Raw genomic sequence first — 19,813 nt, 5'->3', positions numbered from 1 at the left:
ACCGCCTTGGATGGGCGGGGAGAGGGGAGGTCCATGCGGCGGATACCGCACCTGCGCTGGTGGATCGTCGCGCTGATCTGCGTCGGCACGATCGCCAATTATCTCGCGCGCAATTCGCTCGGGGTGCTCGCGCCGCAGCTCAAGACCGGGCTCGGCATGTCGACCGAGCAATATAGCTATGTCGTCGGCGCATTTCAGCTTGCCTATACGGTGATGCAGCCGGTCGCCGGGGCGATCGTCGACCGGATCGGGCTGCGCGCCGGCTTCGCTTTGTTCGGCGTGGCGTGGTCGGTCGCCAATATGCTCCACGCGCTGGCGGCGGGGTGGCTCGGGCTCGCGCTGTTCCGCGGGCTGCTCGGGCTCGCCGAATCCGCCGCGGTGCCCTCCGGGATCAAGGCGATCGCCGAATGGTTTCCCGCGCGCGAGCGATCGGTCGCGGTCGGGTGGTTCAACGCCGGCACCTCGCTCGGCGCGCTGCTCGCGCCGCCGGTGGTGATCGCGGTTTCCTTATGGGCGGACTGGCGGGTGGCGTTCATCGTCACCGGAGCGGTCGGGCTGCTGTGGGCGGCCGCCTGGTATGCATTCTACCGCAGCCCGGCGATGCATCCCGCGATCACGCCCGCGGAGCAGGCGCTGATCGCCGCCGACCGCCCGGCGGTGCCGCCGCGCCGCGCGACCGCGCGCGAGATCCTGCGCACCGCCAAGTTCCGCGCGATCGCGATCCCGCGCTTCCTCGCCGAGCCGGCGTGGCAGACCTTCAGCTTCTGGATTCCGCTCTATCTCGCGAACGAACGCGGGATGGACCTGAAGCAGATCGCGCTGTTCGCCTGGCTGCCCTTCCTCGCCGCCGATCTCGGCGGGGTGCTCGGCGGCTATCTCTCGCCGTTCCTGATGCGCCGCTTCTGCGTGCGGCTGATCCAGTCGCGGGTCGCGGGGATCGCGCTCGCCGCGGTGCTGATGATCGCGCCGGGGTGCATCGGGCTCGCCGTCAGCCCCTACACGGCGATCGCGCTGTTCTGCGTCGGGGGCTTCGCGCATCAGATGATCTCCGTGCTGATCAATACCTTGTCGGCCGATGTCTTCACCGCGGAGGAAGTCGGCACGGCCAATGGCTTCATCGGGCAGGCGGGGTGGATCGGCGGCCTCTTATTCTCGTTGCTGATCGGCCAGCTCGCCGACCGGATCGGTTATGCGCCGCTGTTCGCCGCGCTTTCGGTGTTCGATCTGATCGGCGCCGCGGTGCTGATCCTCAGCCTCAAACATCTCATTCCTGCGGAGCCCAAGTGATGAAGCGCGCGACCCTGTCCAATCCGCCGCTGTTCGCGCTCGTCGACCGTGCGCCCGGCCGGCTGACCCTCACGGCCGATACCGGCGCGGTGGCGCATCTCTTCGTGCTCGAGGAGGATATCGCGCGGCTGCTGCTGCTCACCGACGGTACGCTGACCAGCCCACCGAGTTGGGCGATCGCCCCCGGCGCGGCGGATATCGCCGAGCCGGGGCGCGATCGCATGAGCGTGTCGGGCTTCGCCTGCCCCGATTTCGGTGTGGCGACCGACGGCGACACGCTCGTCGTGGAGACCGCGCGGTTGCGCGTGACGATCGCGCTTCGCGGGCTGCATTGCACCTGGGCGCATTATGACGGCACGGCGTGGCAGATGATGGCCAGCGATCGACCGACGCAGGCCTATGATTTCGGCTGGTGGGACGGCCGGGCGCATCATTATTGCGTGCGGCGCCCGGGCGAACGCTATTACGGGCTGGGCGATCGCACCGGCGATTGCGATCGCGCCGGGCGACGCTTTCGTCTGACCAATCTCGATCCGATGGGCTATGATGCGGAGCACAGCGACCCGCTCTACAAATCGATCCCCTATCTGCTGGTGGCCGATGCCGAGGGGCGGTGCCACGGCGCCTTTTACGACACGGTTGCCGACGTCACCTTCGATTTCGGGCGCGAGCTGGACAATTATCACGGCGCCTATCGCCATATGGTCGCCGATAGCGGGGACCTCGATCTATGGATGATCGCCGGCCCCGATCCGCTCGCGGTGACGCAGCGCTTCACCTGGCTGACCGGTCGCCCCGCGCTGATGCCGCGCTGGACGCTCGGCTATTCGGGCTCGACGATGAGCTATACCGACGCGCCCGATGCCGCGGTGCAGATGGCGGGGTTCATCGACAAGCTCGCCGAGCACGATATCGGCTGCACCTCGTTCCATCTTTCGTCCGGTTACACCTCGATCGGTGAGAAGCGCTATGTATTCAATTGGAATTGCGACAAATTCCCTGATCCCTCGGGCTTCGTCCAAAGCTATGCCGATGCCGGGATCGTGCTGGTGCCCAATATCAAGCCGGCGCTGCTGCTGAGCCACCCGCGTTATGCCGAGGCCGCGGCCGAGGGCGTGTTCGTCGGCGATGAGGAAGGGCGCCCGGTCGAGGCGCAATTCTGGGACGAGGCAGGGAGCTATATCGACTTCACCGATCCCCGCGCGGCGGACTGGTGGCGCGCGCAGGTGAAGGGGGCATTGCTCGATCACGGCATGGTCGCGACGTGGAACGACAATAATGAATATGAGATCTGGGATAAGCGCGCGCGCTTCGCCGGCTTCGGCACGGCGCGTCCCGCCGCCGCGATGCGCCCGGTTCAGCCGCTGCTGATGACCCGCGCATCGCGACGGGCACAGGCTGAGGCCTTTCCCGCGCTGCGGCCCTATGTCGTCACGCGATCGGGGATGGCCGGGCTGCAGCGTTATGCGCAGACGTGGAGCGGGGACAATCGCACCGAATGGAAGACCTTGCGCTACAATGCGCGGATGGCGATCGGGCTGGCCTTGTCGGGAGTGTCGAACAGCGGGCATGATGTCGGCGGGTTTTCGGGCCCCGCGCCGTCGCCCGAGCTGCTGGTGCGCTGGGTGCAGGCCGGCGTGCTGATGCCGCGCTTCAGCATCCACAGCTGGAACGACGATCGCACCGTCAACGAGCCGTGGATGTATCCCGAGGCGCTGCCCGCGATCCGGCGGCTGATGGCGCTGCGCCAGCGCCTGATCCCGTTCTTCTACGATCTGCTGCACCGCTATCATGCCGATTATGCGCCGATGGTGCGGCCGGTGTGGATGGATTTTCCCGGCGATCCGGCGGCGTGGGCGGAGAATGACGAGCATCTGCTCGGGGCGGATCTGCTCGCCGCGCCGGTGATCGAGCCGGGTGCTGCGATGCGCGCGGTGCGGGTGCCGACGGGGGCGGAGTGGGTCGATGTGTGGAGCGGGGCGCGCTTCGCCGGCGGCACCACCGCAACGCTCGACGCACCGCTCGACGGGCCGCCGCCCTTGCTCGCCCGTGCCGGATCGGGGATTGCGGTCGATCTGGCGCAAGGTGGGTGGCACCCGGGGCCGTATCGGCGCGGATTGTGGCTGTTTCCCCCGCGCGAGGGCGCGTTCGCCTGTTCGTTCGTCGAGGATGCCGGCGACGGCGAGGGCCCGTGCGATCGCTGGACGGTGAGCGGAGACGCCGATGCATCGCGTATCGTGGCGACGGTGCGACGCGAGGGGCCGGGGAGCTGGGGCGACGATGCGATCACGCTGTTGCTCCCGCCGGGCGAGGCGCGCGCGCTGGTGATCGAGGGCGGGGTGCCGGCCGAGCATGAAGGACGGCGGGGCATGACGGTTCGGGTCTAGCGGCTCAGGGTAAGGTGATGACGACGAGCGACGTTCTGGACGAGGGGCCGTTCTTTCACGGCACGATCGCGGATTTGCGCGTGGGTGATTTCCTCACCCCGGGATATCGGTCGAACTATCGGCCTGAGGTGGTGATGAACCACATCTACTTCACCGCGCTCGTGGACGGTGCCGGGCTCGCCGCCGAGATCGCGGCGGAACTCGTCGGAGGCGACGCGATTCCGCGTGTTTATGCCGTGGAACCGACCGGGCCGTTTGAGAACGACCCGAACGTGACCGACAAGAAGTTTCCCGGCAATCCCACCCGATCGTATCGCAGCAGCGCCCCGCTCAAGATCGTCGGAGAGGCCAAAGATTGGACCAGACTGACGCCCGAAGCGCTTGAGATGTGGAGAGAAAGGCTGGCGACCTTACAGTCGGACAGGCGCGCCGAAATCATCAACTGACGCGGCGCGATCCGATCAGACCGCGACGCGCTTCGCCAGATCGGTGCGCTTCGCTTCCACCTCGGCGCGGGCGCGCTCCAGCGCGTCGATCTCGGTGGCGCGGAGCAGCCCGTCGATCACGCGCCCGAGATGGTCGCGCATCGCCTTTCGCGCGGCCTTGGGGTTGCGCTCGCGCAGCGCGGCGAGGATTTCCTGATGCTCGTCGATCCGCGGCTGCACCCCCACGCTGCGCGCGCGTTCGAGCATATGCATGCACAGGGGCGCCTTGTAGCGCGTATCCCACAGCGATTGCACGACATCGGCGACCGCCGAATTGCGCGTGGCGCGCGCGATCGTCAGGTGGAATTCGCGATCGGCATGTTCACCCGAGACATGCGCCTGATTTTCGCGCTCCATCTCGCCGATCAGCCGCTCCAGCGTCGCGATCTCGGCATCGGTGATCGTCACCGCGGCCAGCGCCGCGGCCTCGGCCTCGAACAGACGGCGTGCCTCGGTCAGCTCGAAGGCGCCGATATCGAGCCCGATCATCGGCGTGTCGAGCGGCGGATTGTCCGCGACGAAGATGCCGGAGCCGTGGCGCGAGCGTACCACACCGATCACCTCGAGCGCGATCATCGCCTCGCGGATCGTCGGGCGGCTGACCTTATATTCCTCCGCCAGTTCGCGCTCCGACGGGATGCGCTGCCCGGGGCCGAACTCGCCACGCTGGATCGCTTCCGCCACCGCGGCGGCGACCTGCTGATAGAGTTTGCGGCCGTCCGGCGCGTCCGACGCGGCGGCGGGTTGCCCAACTGGCCTGATCAATCTTTGTGCCGGCATAAGTCATTGGCGAGCCTAGCAGCAGTGTGCTGCACGGGCAACAGGCAGCGAAGCTTCGGCGAGGTGGCAAGGACAATATCGCCGACTAAGGCTTGCATGTGGTCAGGCCATTTGTTAGCTGCCGCCCCAGACGATCGGGTCGAAGAGCCCGCGACTCGCTATTGAGGGGAGGATGAAATGGCTGGATTCCACCATACGACCTGCCGCGCCGCGCTCGTCGCCGCGCTGGTGATGGGCGCATCGCCGGCACTGGCCGACACCGCCGCCAATGCCGAACAGACCGCGCAGCCCGCCGCGCCGCCGCCGCCGCCCGCCGCCGAGACGCCGGGGATGGGCGACATCATCGTCACCGCGCAGAAGCGCGCCGAAAATGTGCAGAGCGTGCCGCTCGCCGTCTCGGTGCTCGGGCAGAGCCAGCTCGAACTGGCCGGAGTGCGGCAGTTCCAGGATCTCGGCAATGTCGCGCCGTCGCTCACCGTCCGTCCCGCCGAACACCCGGTCAATGCCAATGTGTCGCTGCGCGGCGTCGGCACCTTCGCGTTCGGCATCGGGGTCGAGCCGAGCGTCGCGGTGCTGGTCGACGAAGTGCCGCTCGCCTTCCAGGCGCGCGCCTTCACCGATCTGCCCGATGTCGAGCGGATCGAGGTGCTGCGCGGGCCGCAGAGCACGCTCTACGGCAAGTCGGCGTCGGCCGGCCTCATCAACATCATCACCCGCGCGCCGACCGACACATTGCATGTCCGCGCCAATCTGCTGGCGACGACCGATCAGGAATATGGCGGCAATTTCAGCATCTCCGGGCCGATTTCGGAGCAGCTCGGCTATATCGTCTCGGGGAGCTATTCGAACTTCAACGGCAACGTCCACAATCTCTTCAACAACCAGTGGGTGAACGGCCGCGAGGCGGTGAACCTGCGCGGCAAATTGCGCTGGGAGCCGGCGCCCAATGTGACCGTCACCGCTTCGGCCAATTATCTCAACGGCAACACCACCGTCGGCCGTCCGTTCGTCCGCATGAACCCCAATGCCTTGCTGCGCAATCAGCCGGGGCTCAACGAAGCGACCAATTTCCCGGGCGTGACGATCAGCGAGACCAATCAAGACATCAGCAACAACTATAATTCGCGCACTAAATATTACGGCTATGGCGGCTATATCCGCACCGAGGGCGGGCTGGGCGAGATGAACCTCGTTTCGATCAGCTCCTATGACAAGTTCCGGCTCAACGATTATCTCGATCAGGACGATACGTCGGCGCCGGGGCCTTATGGCAGCAACAACCAGATCGGCACCTTCCGCTCGCGGCTGCTGACGCAGGAAGTGCGGCTGCTGTCGCCGGGCGACAAGCCGTTCCGCTATACCGTCGGCGTCTATTATGCCGGGGTCAATTTCGAGCGGCCCTTCTATCGCGGGCCGCAATTCTCGCTCGCCAATTGGGATGCGACGTCGCGCTCGCGCCAGATCGCAGGGTTCGTCCAGGCGGATTGGGAGTTCCTGCCGCACGCGACGTTGACCGGCGGCGGGCGGGTCCAGAACGAGCGGGTTTCCTATACCTTCCGCGACAATCTCGCGCATACCTTCTACAGCGGCAGCGCGGAGGATACCGCCGGCACCTATCGCGTCAGCCTGAAATATGAGCTGACGCCGACGCTGATGCTGTTCGGCACCTATTCGACCGGCTACAAGGGCCAGACTTACGATCTGACCACCGGTTTCAACGCCAATCGCGCCGCGGCGGGGCCGATCCGGCCGGAGCGGTCGCGCGACAAGGAAATCGGTGCGCGCACCCAGTTCTTCGACCGGCGCCTGACGGTCAACCTCACCTATTTCGATACGACCTACAAGGATCTGCAGGCGCAGACGATCGAGACGCTGTCGGACGGCACCTCCAACTATCGTCTGACCAATGTTGGCCGCCTCAATACCAAGGGGCTCGAACTGGATAGCTCGGCGCGGCTGGGGGATCTGACCCTCACCGGCTCGCTGGCCTATCTCGACGCGAAATATACGTCGTTCCCGGTCGCGCAATGCTGGCCGAACCAGAGTCAGGCACAGGGCTGCGTCCCGGCGGTGCCCGCAACCCCGACGACCCCGGCACGCCCGGCCTATCAGGACCTCACCGGCGCGCGCGCGATACAGGCGCCGAAGTGGAAATTCTCGGTCGGGGCGGATTATTCGCCGTCGCTCGGCCACGATCTGCGCGGGGTGGCGCAGCTCAACTGGCAATATCAGAGCAGCGTCTATTATGTCGCGGAAGACCCCGAGACCTTCCAGCGCGGCTATCATATCGTCAATATCGGGCTGGGCGTGCGCGACGAGCAGCGCCGCTGGGAACTGGTCGGCTTCATCAACAATTTGTTCGACCAGCAATATTTCCCGTCGCTGGTCAATACTGCGGGCAATTTCGGCGGGTTGCAGGCGACGCAGGCGGTGTTGCCGCGCGATTTCCGGCGGTACGGCGGGCTGCGGCTCGGCTTCAATTTCTGAGGGGCAGCGGATGAAGACCGGGCCGGAGGAGTGGTTTCTGGCATGTTGATGACGCAGACGATGCGCTGGTTCGGCCCGGACGATCCCGTATCGCTACGGGATATCCGCCAGTGCGGCGCGACCGAGGTGGTGACCGCGCTGCACGAGGTGCCGAACGGCGCGGTCTGGCCGCGCGCGGCGATCGAGGCGCGCCGGCAGATGATCGCCGCGGCGGGGCTCGGCTGGACGGTGGTCGAAAGCCTCCCCGTGCACGAAGGGATCAAGACGCGCGGGCCGGACTGGGACGAATTGATCGATCATTATCGTCAGAGCCTGCGCCACCTGGCGGCGTGCGGCATCACCGTCGTCACCTATAATTTCATGCCGCTGCTCGACTGGACCCGCACCGATCTCGCATGGCCGCTGCCGGACGGCGCGCTTGCGCTGCGCTTCGAGCCCGAGGTGCTGGCGGCTTATGATCTCCATATCCTGCGCCGGCCGGGCGCCGAGGCGGACTATGATGCCGCCACGCTCGAGGCGGCCGCGCGGCGCTTTTACGCAATGGACGAGGACGCGCGCGAAACGCTGGCCGCGACGATCCTCGCCGGGCTGCCGGGGAGCGAGGAAAGCTTCACGATCGACGAATTCCGCGCCGCGATCCTCGATTATGCCGAGGTGGATGCCGATCGGCTGCGCGCGAACCATGTCGCGTTTCTCGCGGCGGTCTGCCCGGTGGCGGATGAGGTCGGCATCCGGCTGGTCGTCCATCCCGACGATCCGCCGTTCCCGATCTTCGGGCTGCCGCGCGTGGTGAGCACGGAGGCGGATGTCGCGCATCTCTTCGCCGAGGTGCCCAATGCCTCGAACGGGCTGTGCTTCTGCGCCGGATCGTTCGGGGTGCGTGCCGACAATGATCTGCCCGGCATGGTCGAGCGGCTGGGAAGCCGGATCGGTTTCCTTCACCTGCGCGCGGTGCAGCGCGAGGCGGGGGGCGGGTTCCACGAGGCGGCGCATCTTGAAGGCGACGCCAATATGGTCGCGATCATCGGCGCGGTGCATGCGCTGCAGCGGCGCGAGAGGCGTTCGATCCCGATGCGCCCCGATCACGGCCACCAGATGCTCGACGATCTCAACCGGCGGACCAACCCGGGCTATTCGCTGCTCGGGCGCATGCGCGGGCTGGCGGAATTGCGCGGGGTCGAACGCGGGATCGCCTTCGCCCGCGGCTGACGCGAAAAAGGGGAGTGGAAGATGCGGATCGGGATCGCGATCGCGACGATGCTATTCGGGGCCGCGCCAGTGCTGGCGCAGACCGCCGACGCGCCGGCACTGCCGCTCGCCACCGCGGCATCCGGCCCGCGGCTCGTCGCGGCGGACTTGCGCGGCGGCATGGACCTCTCCGGCCCGTGGCATTATTCGATCGATCCGTTCCGCGCCGGGATCGCTGGCTTCCACGGTGAGCCTCCCGATCGCGGGCAATTGCGCTATCAGGATGTCGACGTGCGTCGTGAGATGGCGCGCGACAGCCGGACGCTCTACGAATTCGATCTCGCGCGCTCGCCGGTGACGACGCTGCCGTCGTCGTGGCTCACCGAGGCGCCCGAATTGCGTCATTATCAGGGGCTGATGTGGTATCAGCGCACCTTCCCCGCGCCGGCGCAGCGCAAGGGGCGGTACTTCCTGCGCTTCGGCGCGGCCAATTATGCGACGCGGGTCTATCTCAACGGCCGGCCGCTCGGGCGGCACGAGGGCGGCTTCACCCCCTTCGCGTTCGAAGTGACCCAATGGCTCCGCGACGGCGAGAACCAGATTACGATCGGGGTCGATTCGCAGGCGACCGAAGCGACGGTGCCGCCTCCCGTCACCGACTGGGAAAATTACGGCGGGGTCACCCGCCCGGTGCGGCTAATCGCCACGCCCGATACCTATGTCGACGATGCCTGGGTGCGGCTGACGCGCGACGGCCGCCTGGCGGTCGACGCGCATCTCGACGGGGCCGGGGCAGCGGGCCGCGCGGTGCATTTACGCATCGCCGCGCTGGGGCTGGACCTCGCCGGCAAGACCGATGCGACGGGCAATTGGCGCGCGACCGTCGCCGCGCCGCGCGGGCTGGTGCGCTGGTCGCCCGAACATCCCAAGCTCTATGACGTGACGATCGATGCCGGCGAGGATCAATGGCGCGATCGCATCGGCTTCCGCACGATCGAGGTGCGCGGCGCCGATATCCTGCTCAACGGGCGGCCGGTGTTCCTGCGGGGGATTTCGCTCCATGAGGAGGAACTCGGGACCGATCCGACGCGCGCGATCACCCCGGCCGCCGCGCGCGCGTTGCTCGGCGAGATCAAGGACGGGCTGCACGGCAATTTCGTCCGCCTCGCGCATTATCCGCATTCAGAGGTGATGACGCGGACCGCCGACGAGCTCGGGCTGATCGTGTGGAGCGAGGTGCCGGTCTATTGGCGGGTCGCGTGGTCCAACCCCGATACTTTGGCGACCGCACGCAACATGCTCGCGGAAAACATCCTGCGCGATCGCAACCGCGCGGCGATCGCGATCTGGAGCGTCGCCAACGAAACCCCGGTGACCGAGGCGCGCAATACCTTCCTGCGCACATTGGTCTCGGACGTGCGCAAGCTGGACGACAGCCGGCTGGTCAGCGCCGCGCTGCTCGTCGAGCGATCGCCGGACAAGCTCGACATGACGCTTGCCGATCCGCTGGCGGACGCGCTCGATGTGTTGGCGATCAATACCTATAACGGCTGGTACACCCCCGATCGCCTCGCCGATCTGCCGGGCAGCGTGTGGCATGTCCCGGCGAACAAGCCGCTGGTCTTTTCCGAATTCGGCGCGGATGCCAAGGCGGGGTTCCACGATCTTGCCGGCCCGCAGAAATTCTCCGAGGAATTCCAGGCCGATTATTATCGCCAGACGCTGCGCATGGCCGATCGCCTGCCGACGTTGCGCGGGATGTCGCCGTGGATCCTCAAGGATTTCCGCTCGCCGCGGCGGCAGAATCCCGATTTCCAGCAGGGCTGGAACCGCAAGGGGCTGATTTCCGAAACCGGCCAGCGCAAGATCGCATTCGGGGTGCTGGCCGATTATTACCGTGCGAAGGAAGCCGCGCCGGCCGGCGAACGCTGACCGGCGGTGGCGCTCACCCCGCGGTGTGGCGCGATTCCAGCTTCTCCGAGGTGTAGGTGAAATAGACCATCTCCGCGATATTGGTTGCCTGATCGCCGACCCGTTCGAGGCTTTTCGCGGCAAGCAGCAGCTGGCCGATCACCGGGATCGTCGCGGCGTCGTTGGCCATCTGGGTCAGCAGGACGAGGAACACGCGGCGATATTCCTCGTCGATCCGCGCGTCGCTTTCGTAGATCTGCTTGGCCTTTTGCGGGTCGCGCGCGGCATAAGCATTGAGCGCGCCGACCAGCATGTCGTAGGAGCGCGCGCCGAGCTCGCCGAGCATCTTCGCCGCCTGCCGTTCGGCGGGCGAGTGGACCTGCTCGAGCCGTCGCGCGACGCCCTTGGCATAATCGCCGACGCGCTCGAGATAGCCCGAGACGCGGTGCGCCATCAGCACTTCGCGCAGATCGTCGGCGAAGGGCGAACGCCGCACCAGCGTCTGCAGCACGAGCTGATCGATCTCGGCTTCGGCCGCATCGATCGCTTTATCCTCCTCGACCACCTTGGCGGCGAGCACATTGTCGCCTTTCTCAAGCGCGGCGAGCGTGTTGGCGAGCGCGAATTCGGCCAGCCCGCCCATGCGGATCACCGCCGCGCGCAGGCCGCCCATCTCCACGTCGAACGCCGCGACCGTGTGGCGATCGCCGTTGCCGGTCTTTTCGTCCATCTTCTATCTCACCCAAATCGGCCAGTGACGTAATCGCGCGTGCGCTTGAGCTTCGGCGCGGAGAAGAATTCCTCGGTCGGCCCGAATTCGATCATCCGGCCGAGGAACATGAACCCGGTATGCTGCGCGAGCCGCGCCGCCTGGTGCAGATTGTGCGTGACGATCACGATCGTCACATTGCCGACCAGTTCGTTGAGCGTGTCTTCGAGCTTGGCGGTCGAGATCGGATCGAGCGCGGAGGCGGGCTCGTCGAGCAGCAGCACCTCGGGATCGATCGCCAGGCCGCGCGCGACGCACAGCCGCTGCTGCTGGCCGCCCGACAGGCCGAGACCCGATTCCTTGAGCTTGTCCTTCACCTCGTCCCACAAAGCGGCGCGGCGCAGCGCGCGCTCGACGATCTCGTCCATCTCCGCGCCGCGGATGCGCTTGTAGAGGCGCACCCCGAAGGCGATATTGTCGTAGATCGACATCGGGAACGGCGTCGGCTTCTGGAATACCATGCCGACGCGGGCGCGCAGCGTGGCGAGGTCCATTTTGTTCGGCGTTACTTCCACCGCATCGCCGTCCCGCGCCCGCAGCCGGGCGATGCCGGCCTTGTCCGCCAGTACGTCCTGCCCGTCGAGGATGATGCGGCCGGTCGCCTGCTGGCCCGGATAGAGCTCGTAGATCCGGTTGAGGGTGCGCAGCAGCGTCGATTTGCCGCAGCCCGAAGGGCCGATCAGCGCGGTGATCTTGTTCTTCTCGACGGGGAGGTCGACCCCGAACAGGGTCTGCTTCTTGCCGTAGAAGAAATCGAGGTTGCGCGCCTCGAGCACCAGATTGTCGGCCGGGGGCGCGGTGATCGATCGTTCGTAGGTTTCGACCGCCTCGCTATCGAGCAGGCTCATGATGATTTCCCGTGGATGATCGCGCGTCCCGCGATGTTGATGGCCAGAACCGATGCCGCGATCAGCAGCGCGCCCGCCCAGGCCAGCCGCTGCCAGTCGTCATAGGCGCTGAGCGCGAACTGGAAGATGGTGGTCGGCAGGCTCGCGATCGGCTGGAGCAATTTGACGCTGAAGAACTGATTGCCGAGCGAGGTGAACAGCAACGGCGCGGTCTCGCCCGAGATGCGTGCGAAGCCGAGCAGCCCGGCGGTGAGCAGGCCCGTGGCGGCCGAGCGCCAGACGATCTTGCGCACGACAAAGGCGCGCGTCGCACCCAGCGCCATTCCCGCCTCGCGCAACGCCGCGGGCTGGAGCAGCAGGATATCCTCGGTGGTGCGCGTCACGATCGGCACCGCGAGGATCGCCAGCGCGACCGAGCCGGCCAGCGCCGAGAAATGCCCGACAACGTTGCGGACCAGCAATTCGTAGACGAACAGGCCGATCAAGATCGACGGAGCGGAGAGCAGCACGTCGTTGAGGAAGCGCACCACATGGCCGAGCTTGGTTCGCCCGCCATATTCGGACAGCCACGTGCCGGCGAGCACCCCGATCACCACCGCGAAGACCATCGCCAGCAGGCACAGGATGACCGAGCCGGTGATCGCGTTGAGCAAGCCGCCGCGCGATCCGGGCGCGGGTTGCGACATGGTGAACAGATCGCCGTTGATCCCGCCGATCCCCTTGGTGAGCAGCGACCAGCCGATCAGCGCCAGCGCGCCGAGCGCAATCACCGCCGTGAGCCCGCAGGCGGTGACGAAGATCGTGTTGATGATCGAGCGGCGGCGGGCGCGTGCGGTCATCCGGGTCATCGCATCGACCTCGCGAGCAACAGGCGCGCGAGCGCGAGCACGCCGAAGGTGATAAAGAACAGCACCAGCCCCAGCGCGATCAGCGCGGCGCTGTGCATGTCGCTGCTCGCCTCGGCGAATTCGTTGGCGATCGTCGAGGCGATCGTCGAGCCCGAGTCGAACAGGCTCTTGGGGAAGCCGTGCGCGTTGCCGATGATGAAGGTGACCGCCATCGTCTCGCCAAGCGCGCGGCCGAGCCCGAGCATGATCACCCCGAGCACCCCGGTGCGGACATAGGGGATCGAGATCCGCGCGGTGACCTCGAACGAGGTGCAGCCGATGCCGTATCCCGCCTCACGCACCTGCGCCGGAACGGTGAGCAGCAATTCGCGGAACACCGCCGCCATATAGGGCAGGATCATGATCGCGAGGATGATCGAGGCGGTGAAGATATTGGCGCCGTTGGGGATGCCCTGGGTCAGCGTGTCCATCAGCGAGCCGGGGGTGACCGAATTGGCCAGCGGCTGCTGAACATTCTCAGCGAACCACGGCGCGAAGACGAACAATCCCCACATGCCGTAGACGATCGACGGGATCCCCGCGAGCAGCTCGATCGCCACTGCGATCGGCCGCGCGATCCGTGCCGGGGCGAATTCGGTGAGGAACACCGCGACCCCGATCGCGAGCGGCAGCGCGATCGCCAGCGAAAGGAACGAGGTGACGAGCGTGCCGACGATCGGCCCCGCCGCGCCATAAATGTCGCTGACCGGATTCCACGTCGACGAGGTGAGGAAGCCCAACCCGAATTTGGCGAAGGCGGGCCAGCCGCCGATCGCGAGGCTGACCACCACCCCCGCGAGGATCGCGAGAAGCAGAGTCGCGGCGGAAAGGCACAGCCAGCGGAAGATATCTTCCCCCAGCGGCGCCCGACCGCCGATCGCGGGATTGTGCATCCCCAGTTCCTTGCCCGTTACATTGAATGCCGAAAAGCGGCGCGCTTCGCGAGGCGAGGCGCGCCGCTCGGTCCGGTCGCTGGCGTCAGCGCGAGACGTAAACCGGCTTTCCGCCCGAGGTGACGTTGGTCGCCCACTGGCGGCGGATCGCGGCCTTCACCGCGGCCGGCAGCGGCACGAAATCGAGCTTCGCCGCTTCGGCATCGCCGTTCTTATAGGCCCAGTCGAAGAACTTCAGCACCGCCGCGCCATTGGCCGCATTGGCCTGATTGCGCTGGAGCAGGATGAAGGTCGCGCCGGTGATCGGCCACGCCTGCGCGCCCGGCTGATCGAGCAGCAGCAGATAATTGCCCGGGGCGCTCGCCCAGCGCGCACCGGCCGCCGCCGCCGCGAAATTGGCCGCATCCGCCGCGACGAACTTGCCCGCCTTGTTCTGCACCGAGACGTAAGGCAGCTTGTTCTGCTTGGCATAGGCATATTCGACATAGCCGATCGAGCCTGCGGTCTGTTTGACGAACGCGGTCACGCCGTCATTGCCCTTGCCGCCGAGCCCGGTAGGCCATTCCACCGCGTCGCTCGCGCCGACCTTCTTCGCCCACTCGGCGTTCTTCATCGCCAGATAGGAGGTGAAGAGGAACGAGGTGCCCGACCCGTCCGAGCGGTGGACGACGGTGATCGCCGCGCCCGGGATCTTCAGCTCGGGGTTGAGCTTGGTGATCGCCGGATCGTTCCAACGGCGGATCTTGCCGAGGAAGATATCGCCCAGCACCTGCCCGGTAAGGCGCAGGCGGCCGGCGCGCAGCCCGTTGAAATTGACCACCGGCACGACGCCGCCGACGACCGTCGGGAACTGATAGAGCCCCGCGGCCTGCAACTCGGCGGGCTTCAGCGGCTTGTCGCTGGCGCCGAAATCGACCGTCTTGGCCTTGATCTGCTTGATCCCGCCGCCCGAGCCGATCGCCTGATAGTTGAGGCGCTGGCCGGCCTGCTGGCTGTAGATTTCCGCCCAGCGCGCGTAGATCGGCGCCGGAAAGGTCGCCCCCGCACCCGAGATGTCGGCGGCAATCGCGGCGCCCCCAACGGCCACGGCCGCAGTGCCGATCACGAATTTCTTGAACATATTTGCTCCATAAGCTGCCGAATGCGAGCGGCCTGATTCGCGTTGGAAGCCCCCACGCTCATCCGAAACCGCTCTGCGCGCATTCGATGACAAGTTTGTGACAGTTCAGCCCGCGATCAGAACGGGTAATAGCGGATGCTGAAGAACCCCATGTTCTGCGTCGCGGTGGGCGCGCCGCCCTGATTGACGTTGAACGTCTCGCGCCAGGTGCGGCTATATTGCAGGCCGAGCTGGACGCGGCCCCACGGCCCCTGCAACGCACGCTGCCAGAAGCCGGCGGTGATTTGCTTCACCGCCCTGGTCTGGACGGTGCACGGCAGCGGCGAGCCCTCGATCAGGCATCCGGTGCCGTTGAAGTTCGGGTTGCCGAGGCCGTAATTGACCCCGTTGACGGTCGACCAATGCGCGTCTTCCCATTCCTCGCCGCCGAACACATAGATGTCGAGCATCTTGGTCGGATGCGCGGTGAGCCCGCCGAGCAGCATATATTCGCGCAGCGGCGTCAGCGTGCCATCGGGGTTGAAGGTCACGTCGGCGAGATTGGCGGCGCCGTAGCGCCCGATCCCGTCGCCGACGGTGCCGCTGAACTGCGCGTCCAGCACGCCCGGGATGATCTGGGTGCCGATGCTGCCGCCGGCGCCCCAGCCGCGGACGTCATGGTTCGTCCCGTTCAGCCGCTCGTAGAAATCGCGCACCATGCCAAAGGCTTCGATGTGCAGCGTGCGCCCGGCGAATTTGCCCTCATAAGCGACCTTGCCGATCACGTCGGGGTAGCGATTGGCCGAAATCGCGTTTTCCGCGATGCCGTTCCCGCCGAAGCCGCTGCCCGCGGGCACGGTGGTGACGAGATCCGGGAAGCCGGAAGGAACGGTGCCGGTGAAGGTCGTCTGCGGATTTTCAAGCGAGAGCGCGAACCACCATTTTTTGTCGAAATCCACCGCGACGCGCACCTGCGGCTGGCGCGTGAAGGTGAAGCCGGGGACATATTGCGCTTCGATCACCGGCGGCGTCACCTCGGCGCGCGGGGTGATGCCCTTCGAATTCATCGTGGCGAGCGACCAATTCTGCCCGAACAGGACATGCGCAGTGATGTCGCCGCTGCCGAGCTTCTGGTCGATCGTGCCGTAAAGGTTGCGGATACGCGGGCTGTAGGAATTGCTCTGGTTCGAGTTGGCGGTGACGCCGGCAGCCTGGAAATCGAACTCACCGTACATGGCGAGGTGGGTCTGCTTCGACGCATCGCCCTCTGCCAGCAGCGACAGGCGGCTCTGCCGCGCGGTCATGCGGAATTCGTGCGTATTGGCGACGTGGCTCTGCGGAAACGGAATATTGTTGAAGGTGGAGGCGATGTCCGCGCCCTGATTGTGGGTACGGTAGATCGAGGTCATTTCGAGGAAGCCGCCGGGCGTGATCGAAATGCCCTTGAACGGCAGGCGATCGGGCTTCTCCATCTTGGCGACGCGGCGCTGCAGATCGGCATTCTGCTCGGTCAGCGTGGCGATCGCGGCGGTGTCGGCCGCGTTGCTCGTCTGGACCGGGGCGGGGGCCGGCGCGGGGGCGGCGGCGAGGCGGGTGGTGGTCGCGGTCTGTTCGGCGAGCTGCTGGCGCAGGTCGGCGATTTCGGCACGGAGTTGCGCGATCTCCTCGCGGACGCTGCTGTCGGTGCCGGCCCCGCGCCGCGCGGCGCGGCAGGCGCGCGATTTGCTTCCCTTCACGCAGCGATGCGCCGCGGCGGGATCAGCCCAAGCGTGAGTCGCGCATGTCAGCGATACCGCCGACACGCCAAGCAGAAGAACCCGTCTCATCAAACCGCCCTTTCAAGTGCGTCATGGCGCTATTTCGTCTCCCGTGGCGCCGCGAATAGGCGCGTTATGTGACAGTTCAGGGACAGTGACGGGCGCCGCAGCAAAGAACGGTGTGCGGAAGTAAGGCGTTATTATTCAATAAGATAATATCATCCGCCGTCGCGGAGACATCGTGCTGCAATCAAATTGTCACACGAATCCCCTAGGTGCTTCATCAAGCTGGCGAGAATCGGCGCTCAACGCACGATCGCAGCCGTGCGGATTTTTCCGGGCAATTTAATGGTGTTGTTGCGCGCCGCATGAGATGAGCGGTTCGAGCTTGCTCGATAGCCGCTCCGGCCGGAACGGCTTTTCCAGCCGCGGCACCGTGAAGAAACGTTCGGGGAGCGACCATTCGTCATAGCCGGTGGCGAAGACGAAGGGCACGCTGCGTGCGACCAGCGCATCCGCGACCGGAAACACCATGTCGCCGTGCAGATTGACTTCGAGCACCGCGAAATCGATCGCCTTCTCGCCCGCGATCAACTCCAGCGCGTCGCGCACGCTGGGCACCGGGCCGAGCACCGTCGCGCCGGCATCGTCGAGGACATGCGCGAGATCGTCCGCGAGCAGAAATTCATCCTCGACGATCAGAATGCGGCAACCTTGCAGCGTTTGACTAGCCATCGATTTTCTCCCCGATGCGGTCCCCTACCGGCACCTGCACGTCGATCGTGCAATGAACGCCCCCCGCGTCGATCCCCAAGGTCGTGCGCGCGCGAAGCTGATAAGGCAGAGCGCGCTCGATCAGTTCGCGGCCATAGCCGTCGCTTTGCGGCAGGACGTCGCTGTCGCGCATCCCTTTCATCCCGCTTTCCCGCCAGTCGATGAACAAGCGATGCTCATCGGCCTTGGGTTCGCGGATTTCCCAGCAGATATCGAGATGTCCGTCGGGCTGCGACAGCGCGCCGTGCTTGACTGCATTGGTAGCAAGCTCGTGCAGCGCCAGCGCCAGTGTCTGGACCAGCGCGGACTTGAGCGGGACGCCAGCGGGGCCGCGCAGCGTAACCTGCCTGCCCTTGCCGTCCGCGTCCAGCGTCACCAGCGCCGACAATTCCTCGCGCACCAGCGCGTCGAAGGTGACGCGCAGCCCGCTCGCGCGCCGCGACAGCAACCCCTGGACCCGCGCGAGTGCTTGCAGGCGATCTTCGAAACGTTCGGCAAATTGCTCGAGCGACTGGCTTTCCTTGAGCGTGCGACCGGCGACCGCCTGCACCACCGCCATCACGTTGCGCGTGCGGTGCTGCAACTCCTTGACCAATATTTCCTGCTGCGCCTGAAGCTGGAGCAGATCGTCGACATCGGTCGACGTGCCGAGCCATTCGAGGATCGGGCCTTCGGGCAAGTGGACGGGCGAGGCGAGGGTGCGAAAATGGCGATAGCGCCCCTCCGCGGCGAGGAAGATCCGCCCTTCGAATTCAAGGCTGCCGGCGTCCGGCGCGCGCGACCACGCCTCGACTGCATGATCGCGATCGTCGGGGTGGAACATGTCGAGCCAGCCCGTCGCGTGGCTCGCTTCTTCCTTCTGCCCGGTATAACGCGTCCATTGCGGGCTCGACCAGGTCCACTTCCCGCCCTCGATCGCGCGCCACACGAGTTGCGGCATGCCTTCGACCAGGGTGCGGAACCGCAGCTCGCTCTGCTGCAAAGCCTCCATGCCGATATGATGTTCGTGGACGTCGGTCGCCGCGGCGAACCAGGCGGTGATCGTGCCCTGCTCGTCGCGCATCGGCTCCGCGCGGATGAGGAACCAGCGATAATCGCCGTCCGCGGCGCGGATACGCTTCTGCTGCTGGCAGGGCGTGCCGGCCTTGATCGCTTGGGCCCAGGAGGCCAGCGCCGACTCGCGATCGAGCGGATGCAGCGCCTCGATCCAGCCCTTGCCGAGCGGATCGGCCGCATAATCGCCGGTATATTCGAACCAGCGCTGGTTGAACCAATCCGCCTCGCCGGCCGCATCGGTGCGCCACAAGAGATCGGGCACCAGATCGGCGACGGTGCGCAGCGACCCTTCGGTCGAGCGCAATGCGGCGCTGATCTCCTGGATCTGGCACGTCCGTTCCTCGATCCGCGCATCGAGTTCCTGATTGGTGTGATGGAGGCTGTTGTTGGCCAGCTCCAATTCCTCGGTCAGCACCTGCAGCTCCTCGAAGGCGGAGCGCAATTCCATCTCGGCCTGGTTCTGATGCTCGCGGACCTGCGCGGCCGGGGCGGGGGTGGCTTCCGCCCGGGCGGCATGTGCCGTCTGCAGATCGCGCGACAGTGCGGAGACGCGGCGCAGCAGCCGGTCGCGGTCCTCGGCGAGCCGATCATTCTCTTCGATCGCGGCTTCGAGCGCGGTGCGCAATTGCTCGATCTCGTCGAGCAATATCCTCCCGCCAACGGTCGAATCCGCTTGATCTGGCATCGCGCTCCCTGGGCGTTCCCTGGCTTTCCCGTTAACCTAACGCACGAAAGCGCGGATCAGCAGCAAAGACGCAGAAAAATAAGTTAGTTTTTGTGCACCCTTCGGCGGCGGCGGCTCGTTCTCTTCCCTTAAGCCGCACGCAAGGAGACACGATGCCGACCAGGGATATCATCGTCGTCGGCGCGTCGGCGGGCGGGGTGGGTGCCTTGCAGCGGCTTTGTGCCGGGCTGCCCGAGGACCTGCCGGCCGCGATTTTCGTCGTGCAGCATCTGTCGCCGTCGGCGCGCAGCGTCCTGCCACATCTGCTCGACAAGATGGGGCCGCTGCGCGCGCTCTCCCCGGTCGACGGGCAGGAGATCGAGCGCGGGCGCATCTATGTCGCGGCGCCGGATCAGCATCTTCTGTTGCGGCCGGGACGGATCCTGATGCGCCGCGGGCCGCACGAGAACCGCACGCGCCCCGCGATCAACGCCTTGTTCCGCTCGGCGGCGATCCATTATGGCAGCCGCACGATCGGCGC

At 66.3% G+C, this 19,813-nt stretch carries 16 protein-coding genes; 7 read left to right on the top strand and 9 right to left on the bottom strand.

The genetic code is table 11. From position 1 onward, the window contains the following. Nucleotides 1-33: 33 nt before the first annotated feature. From BGN95_RS08410 to arr, 3 genes are read left to right on the top strand one after another with little or no spacing between them, the layout of a single operon-like run. Nucleotides 34-1,287 carry an MFS transporter gene (locus BGN95_RS08410; protein WP_286772354.1) on the top strand — a complete coding sequence of 418 codons (1,254 nt, stop codon included), beginning with the start codon at nucleotides 34-36 and terminating at the stop codon, nucleotides 1,285-1,287. Continuing rightward, nucleotides 1,287-3,674, top strand: coding sequence for a glycoside hydrolase family 31 protein (locus BGN95_RS08405; protein WP_286772353.1), 2,388 nt, complete (start codon nucleotides 1,287-1,289; stop codon nucleotides 3,672-3,674). Before BGN95_RS08410 ends, BGN95_RS08405 begins: the two co-directional genes overlap by 1 nt. 17 nt (nucleotides 3,675-3,691) lie before the next feature. Continuing rightward, nucleotides 3,692-4,120 (top strand): NAD(+)--rifampin ADP-ribosyltransferase, encoded by a 429-nt coding sequence (arr, locus tag BGN95_RS08400; RefSeq protein ID WP_286772352.1) that lies wholly within the window; start codon nucleotides 3,692-3,694, stop codon nucleotides 4,118-4,120. A 15-nt stretch (nucleotides 4,121-4,135) separates the two neighbouring features. Here arr and BGN95_RS08395 read toward each other — a convergent pair whose 3' ends face one another. Next, complete coding sequence (locus BGN95_RS08395; protein ID WP_265313701.1) at nucleotides 4,136-4,924, bottom strand: FadR/GntR family transcriptional regulator; 789 nt, start codon at nucleotides 4,922-4,924, stop codon at nucleotides 4,136-4,138. A gap of 192 nt (nucleotides 4,925-5,116) precedes the next feature. Between BGN95_RS08395 and BGN95_RS08390 the strand changes: the two genes are divergently transcribed. The 3 genes from BGN95_RS08390 to BGN95_RS08380 are packed head-to-tail and all read left to right on the top strand — an operon-like array spanning nucleotide 5,117 to nucleotide 10,546. Next, nucleotides 5,117-7,426: a TonB-dependent receptor gene (locus BGN95_RS08390; protein WP_286772351.1), complete on the top strand. Its 2,310-nt coding sequence runs from the start codon at nucleotides 5,117-5,119 to the stop codon at nucleotides 7,424-7,426. Between the two features lie 42 nt (nucleotides 7,427-7,468). Beyond that, nucleotides 7,469-8,635 (top strand): mannonate dehydratase, encoded by a 1,167-nt coding sequence (gene uxuA / locus BGN95_RS08385; protein ID WP_286772350.1) that lies wholly within the window; start codon nucleotides 7,469-7,471, stop codon nucleotides 8,633-8,635. 21 nt (nucleotides 8,636-8,656) lie between these two features. After that, entirely contained in the window at nucleotides 8,657-10,546 is a 1,890-nt protein-coding gene (locus tag BGN95_RS08380) for a glycoside hydrolase family 2 protein (protein ID WP_286772349.1), read from the top strand. A 13-nt stretch (nucleotides 10,547-10,559) separates the two neighbouring features. On the opposite strand, the gene phoU is transcribed toward BGN95_RS08380, so the two are convergent. The 8 genes from phoU to BGN95_RS08340 all read right to left on the bottom strand — a co-directional run bounded on the left by phoU (nucleotide 10,560) and on the right by BGN95_RS08340 (nucleotide 19,293). Next, entirely contained in the window at nucleotides 10,560-11,255 is a 696-nt protein-coding gene (gene phoU, locus BGN95_RS08375) for a phosphate signaling complex protein PhoU (protein WP_179515455.1), read from the bottom strand. Nucleotides 11,256-11,263: 8 nt separating this feature from the next. Next, on the bottom strand, nucleotides 11,264-12,142 hold the full coding sequence (locus BGN95_RS08370; protein WP_179515454.1) for a phosphate ABC transporter ATP-binding protein: 879 nt from the start codon (nucleotides 12,140-12,142) through the stop codon (nucleotides 11,264-11,266). Beyond that, nucleotides 12,139-12,981: a phosphate ABC transporter permease PstA gene (gene pstA, locus BGN95_RS08365; protein WP_286772348.1), complete on the bottom strand. Its 843-nt coding sequence runs from the start codon at nucleotides 12,979-12,981 to the stop codon at nucleotides 12,139-12,141. Before pstA ends, BGN95_RS08370 begins: the two co-directional genes overlap by 4 nt. A 5-nt stretch (nucleotides 12,982-12,986) precedes the next feature. Further along, nucleotides 12,987-13,922: a phosphate ABC transporter permease subunit PstC gene (gene pstC / locus BGN95_RS08360; RefSeq protein ID WP_179515453.1), complete on the bottom strand. Its 936-nt coding sequence runs from the start codon at nucleotides 13,920-13,922 to the stop codon at nucleotides 12,987-12,989. Nucleotides 13,923-14,007: 85 nt separating this feature from the next. Then, nucleotides 14,008-15,042 carry a phosphate ABC transporter substrate-binding protein PstS gene (pstS, locus tag BGN95_RS08355; protein WP_286772347.1) on the bottom strand — a complete coding sequence of 345 codons (1,035 nt, stop codon included), beginning with the start codon at nucleotides 15,040-15,042 and terminating at the stop codon, nucleotides 14,008-14,010. A 116-nt stretch (nucleotides 15,043-15,158) separates the two neighbouring features. Further along, nucleotides 15,159-16,847, bottom strand: coding sequence for a hypothetical protein (locus tag BGN95_RS08350; protein ID WP_286772346.1), 1,689 nt, complete (start codon nucleotides 16,845-16,847; stop codon nucleotides 15,159-15,161). Nucleotides 16,848-17,123: 276 nt separating this feature from the next. After that, complete coding sequence (locus BGN95_RS08345; protein WP_286772345.1) at nucleotides 17,124-17,513, bottom strand: response regulator; 390 nt, start codon at nucleotides 17,511-17,513, stop codon at nucleotides 17,124-17,126. After that, nucleotides 17,506-19,293, bottom strand: a complete 1,788-nt coding sequence (locus BGN95_RS08340) for a sensor histidine kinase (protein ID WP_286772344.1) — start codon at nucleotides 19,291-19,293, stop codon at nucleotides 17,506-17,508. Before BGN95_RS08340 ends, BGN95_RS08345 begins: the two co-directional genes overlap by 8 nt. 152 nt (nucleotides 19,294-19,445) lie before the next feature. Here BGN95_RS08340 and BGN95_RS08335 point away from each other — a divergent pair. Next, nucleotides 19,446-19,813 (top strand): chemotaxis protein CheB (locus BGN95_RS08335; protein WP_286772343.1); only part of this gene is annotated, 368 nt, incomplete at its 3' end.

Source organism: Sphingomonas sp. 66-10 (genome assembly GCF_001897045.1).
GTDB lineage: Bacteria > Pseudomonadota > Alphaproteobacteria > Sphingomonadales > Sphingomonadaceae > Sphingomonas > Sphingomonas lycopersici.
Note: the sequence above shows the minus strand (reverse complement) of the source record. Positions and strands in the feature narration are given on the sequence as shown.

Excerpts from the sequence above, each read along its gene's own strand:
- uxuA (WP_286772350.1), top strand. The coding sequence starts at position 7,469 with ATGTTGATGACGCAGACGATGCGCTGGTTCGGCCCGGACGATCCCGTA.
- BGN95_RS08405 (WP_286772353.1), top strand. The coding sequence starts at position 1,287 with ATGAAGCGCGCGACCCTGTCCAATCCGCCGCTGTTCGCGCTCGTCGAC.
- phoU (WP_179515455.1), bottom strand. The coding sequence starts at position 11,255 with ATGGACGAAAAGACCGGCAACGGCGATCGCCACACGGTCGCGGCGTTC.
- BGN95_RS08410 (WP_286772354.1), top strand. The coding sequence starts at position 34 with ATGCGGCGGATACCGCACCTGCGCTGGTGGATCGTCGCGCTGATCTGC.
- BGN95_RS08370 (WP_179515454.1), bottom strand. The coding sequence starts at position 12,142 with ATGAGCCTGCTCGATAGCGAGGCGGTCGAAACCTACGAACGATCGATC.
- pstA (WP_286772348.1), bottom strand. The coding sequence starts at position 12,981 with ATGACCGCACGCGCCCGCCGCCGCTCGATCATCAACACGATCTTCGTC.
- BGN95_RS08390 (WP_286772351.1), top strand. The coding sequence starts at position 5,117 with ATGGCTGGATTCCACCATACGACCTGCCGCGCCGCGCTCGTCGCCGCG.
- BGN95_RS08350 (WP_286772346.1), bottom strand. The coding sequence starts at position 16,847 with ATGAGACGGGTTCTTCTGCTTGGCGTGTCGGCGGTATCGCTGACATGC.
- pstC (WP_179515453.1), bottom strand. The coding sequence starts at position 13,922 with ATGCACAATCCCGCGATCGGCGGTCGGGCGCCGCTGGGGGAAGATATC.
- arr (WP_286772352.1), top strand. The coding sequence starts at position 3,692 with ATGACGACGAGCGACGTTCTGGACGAGGGGCCGTTCTTTCACGGCACG.
- BGN95_RS08345 (WP_286772345.1), bottom strand. The coding sequence starts at position 17,513 with ATGGCTAGTCAAACGCTGCAAGGTTGCCGCATTCTGATCGTCGAGGAT.
- pstS (WP_286772347.1), bottom strand. The coding sequence starts at position 15,042 with ATGTTCAAGAAATTCGTGATCGGCACTGCGGCCGTGGCCGTTGGGGGC.
- BGN95_RS08380 (WP_286772349.1), top strand. The coding sequence starts at position 8,657 with ATGCGGATCGGGATCGCGATCGCGACGATGCTATTCGGGGCCGCGCCA.
- BGN95_RS08340 (WP_286772344.1), bottom strand. The coding sequence starts at position 19,293 with ATGCCAGATCAAGCGGATTCGACCGTTGGCGGGAGGATATTGCTCGAC.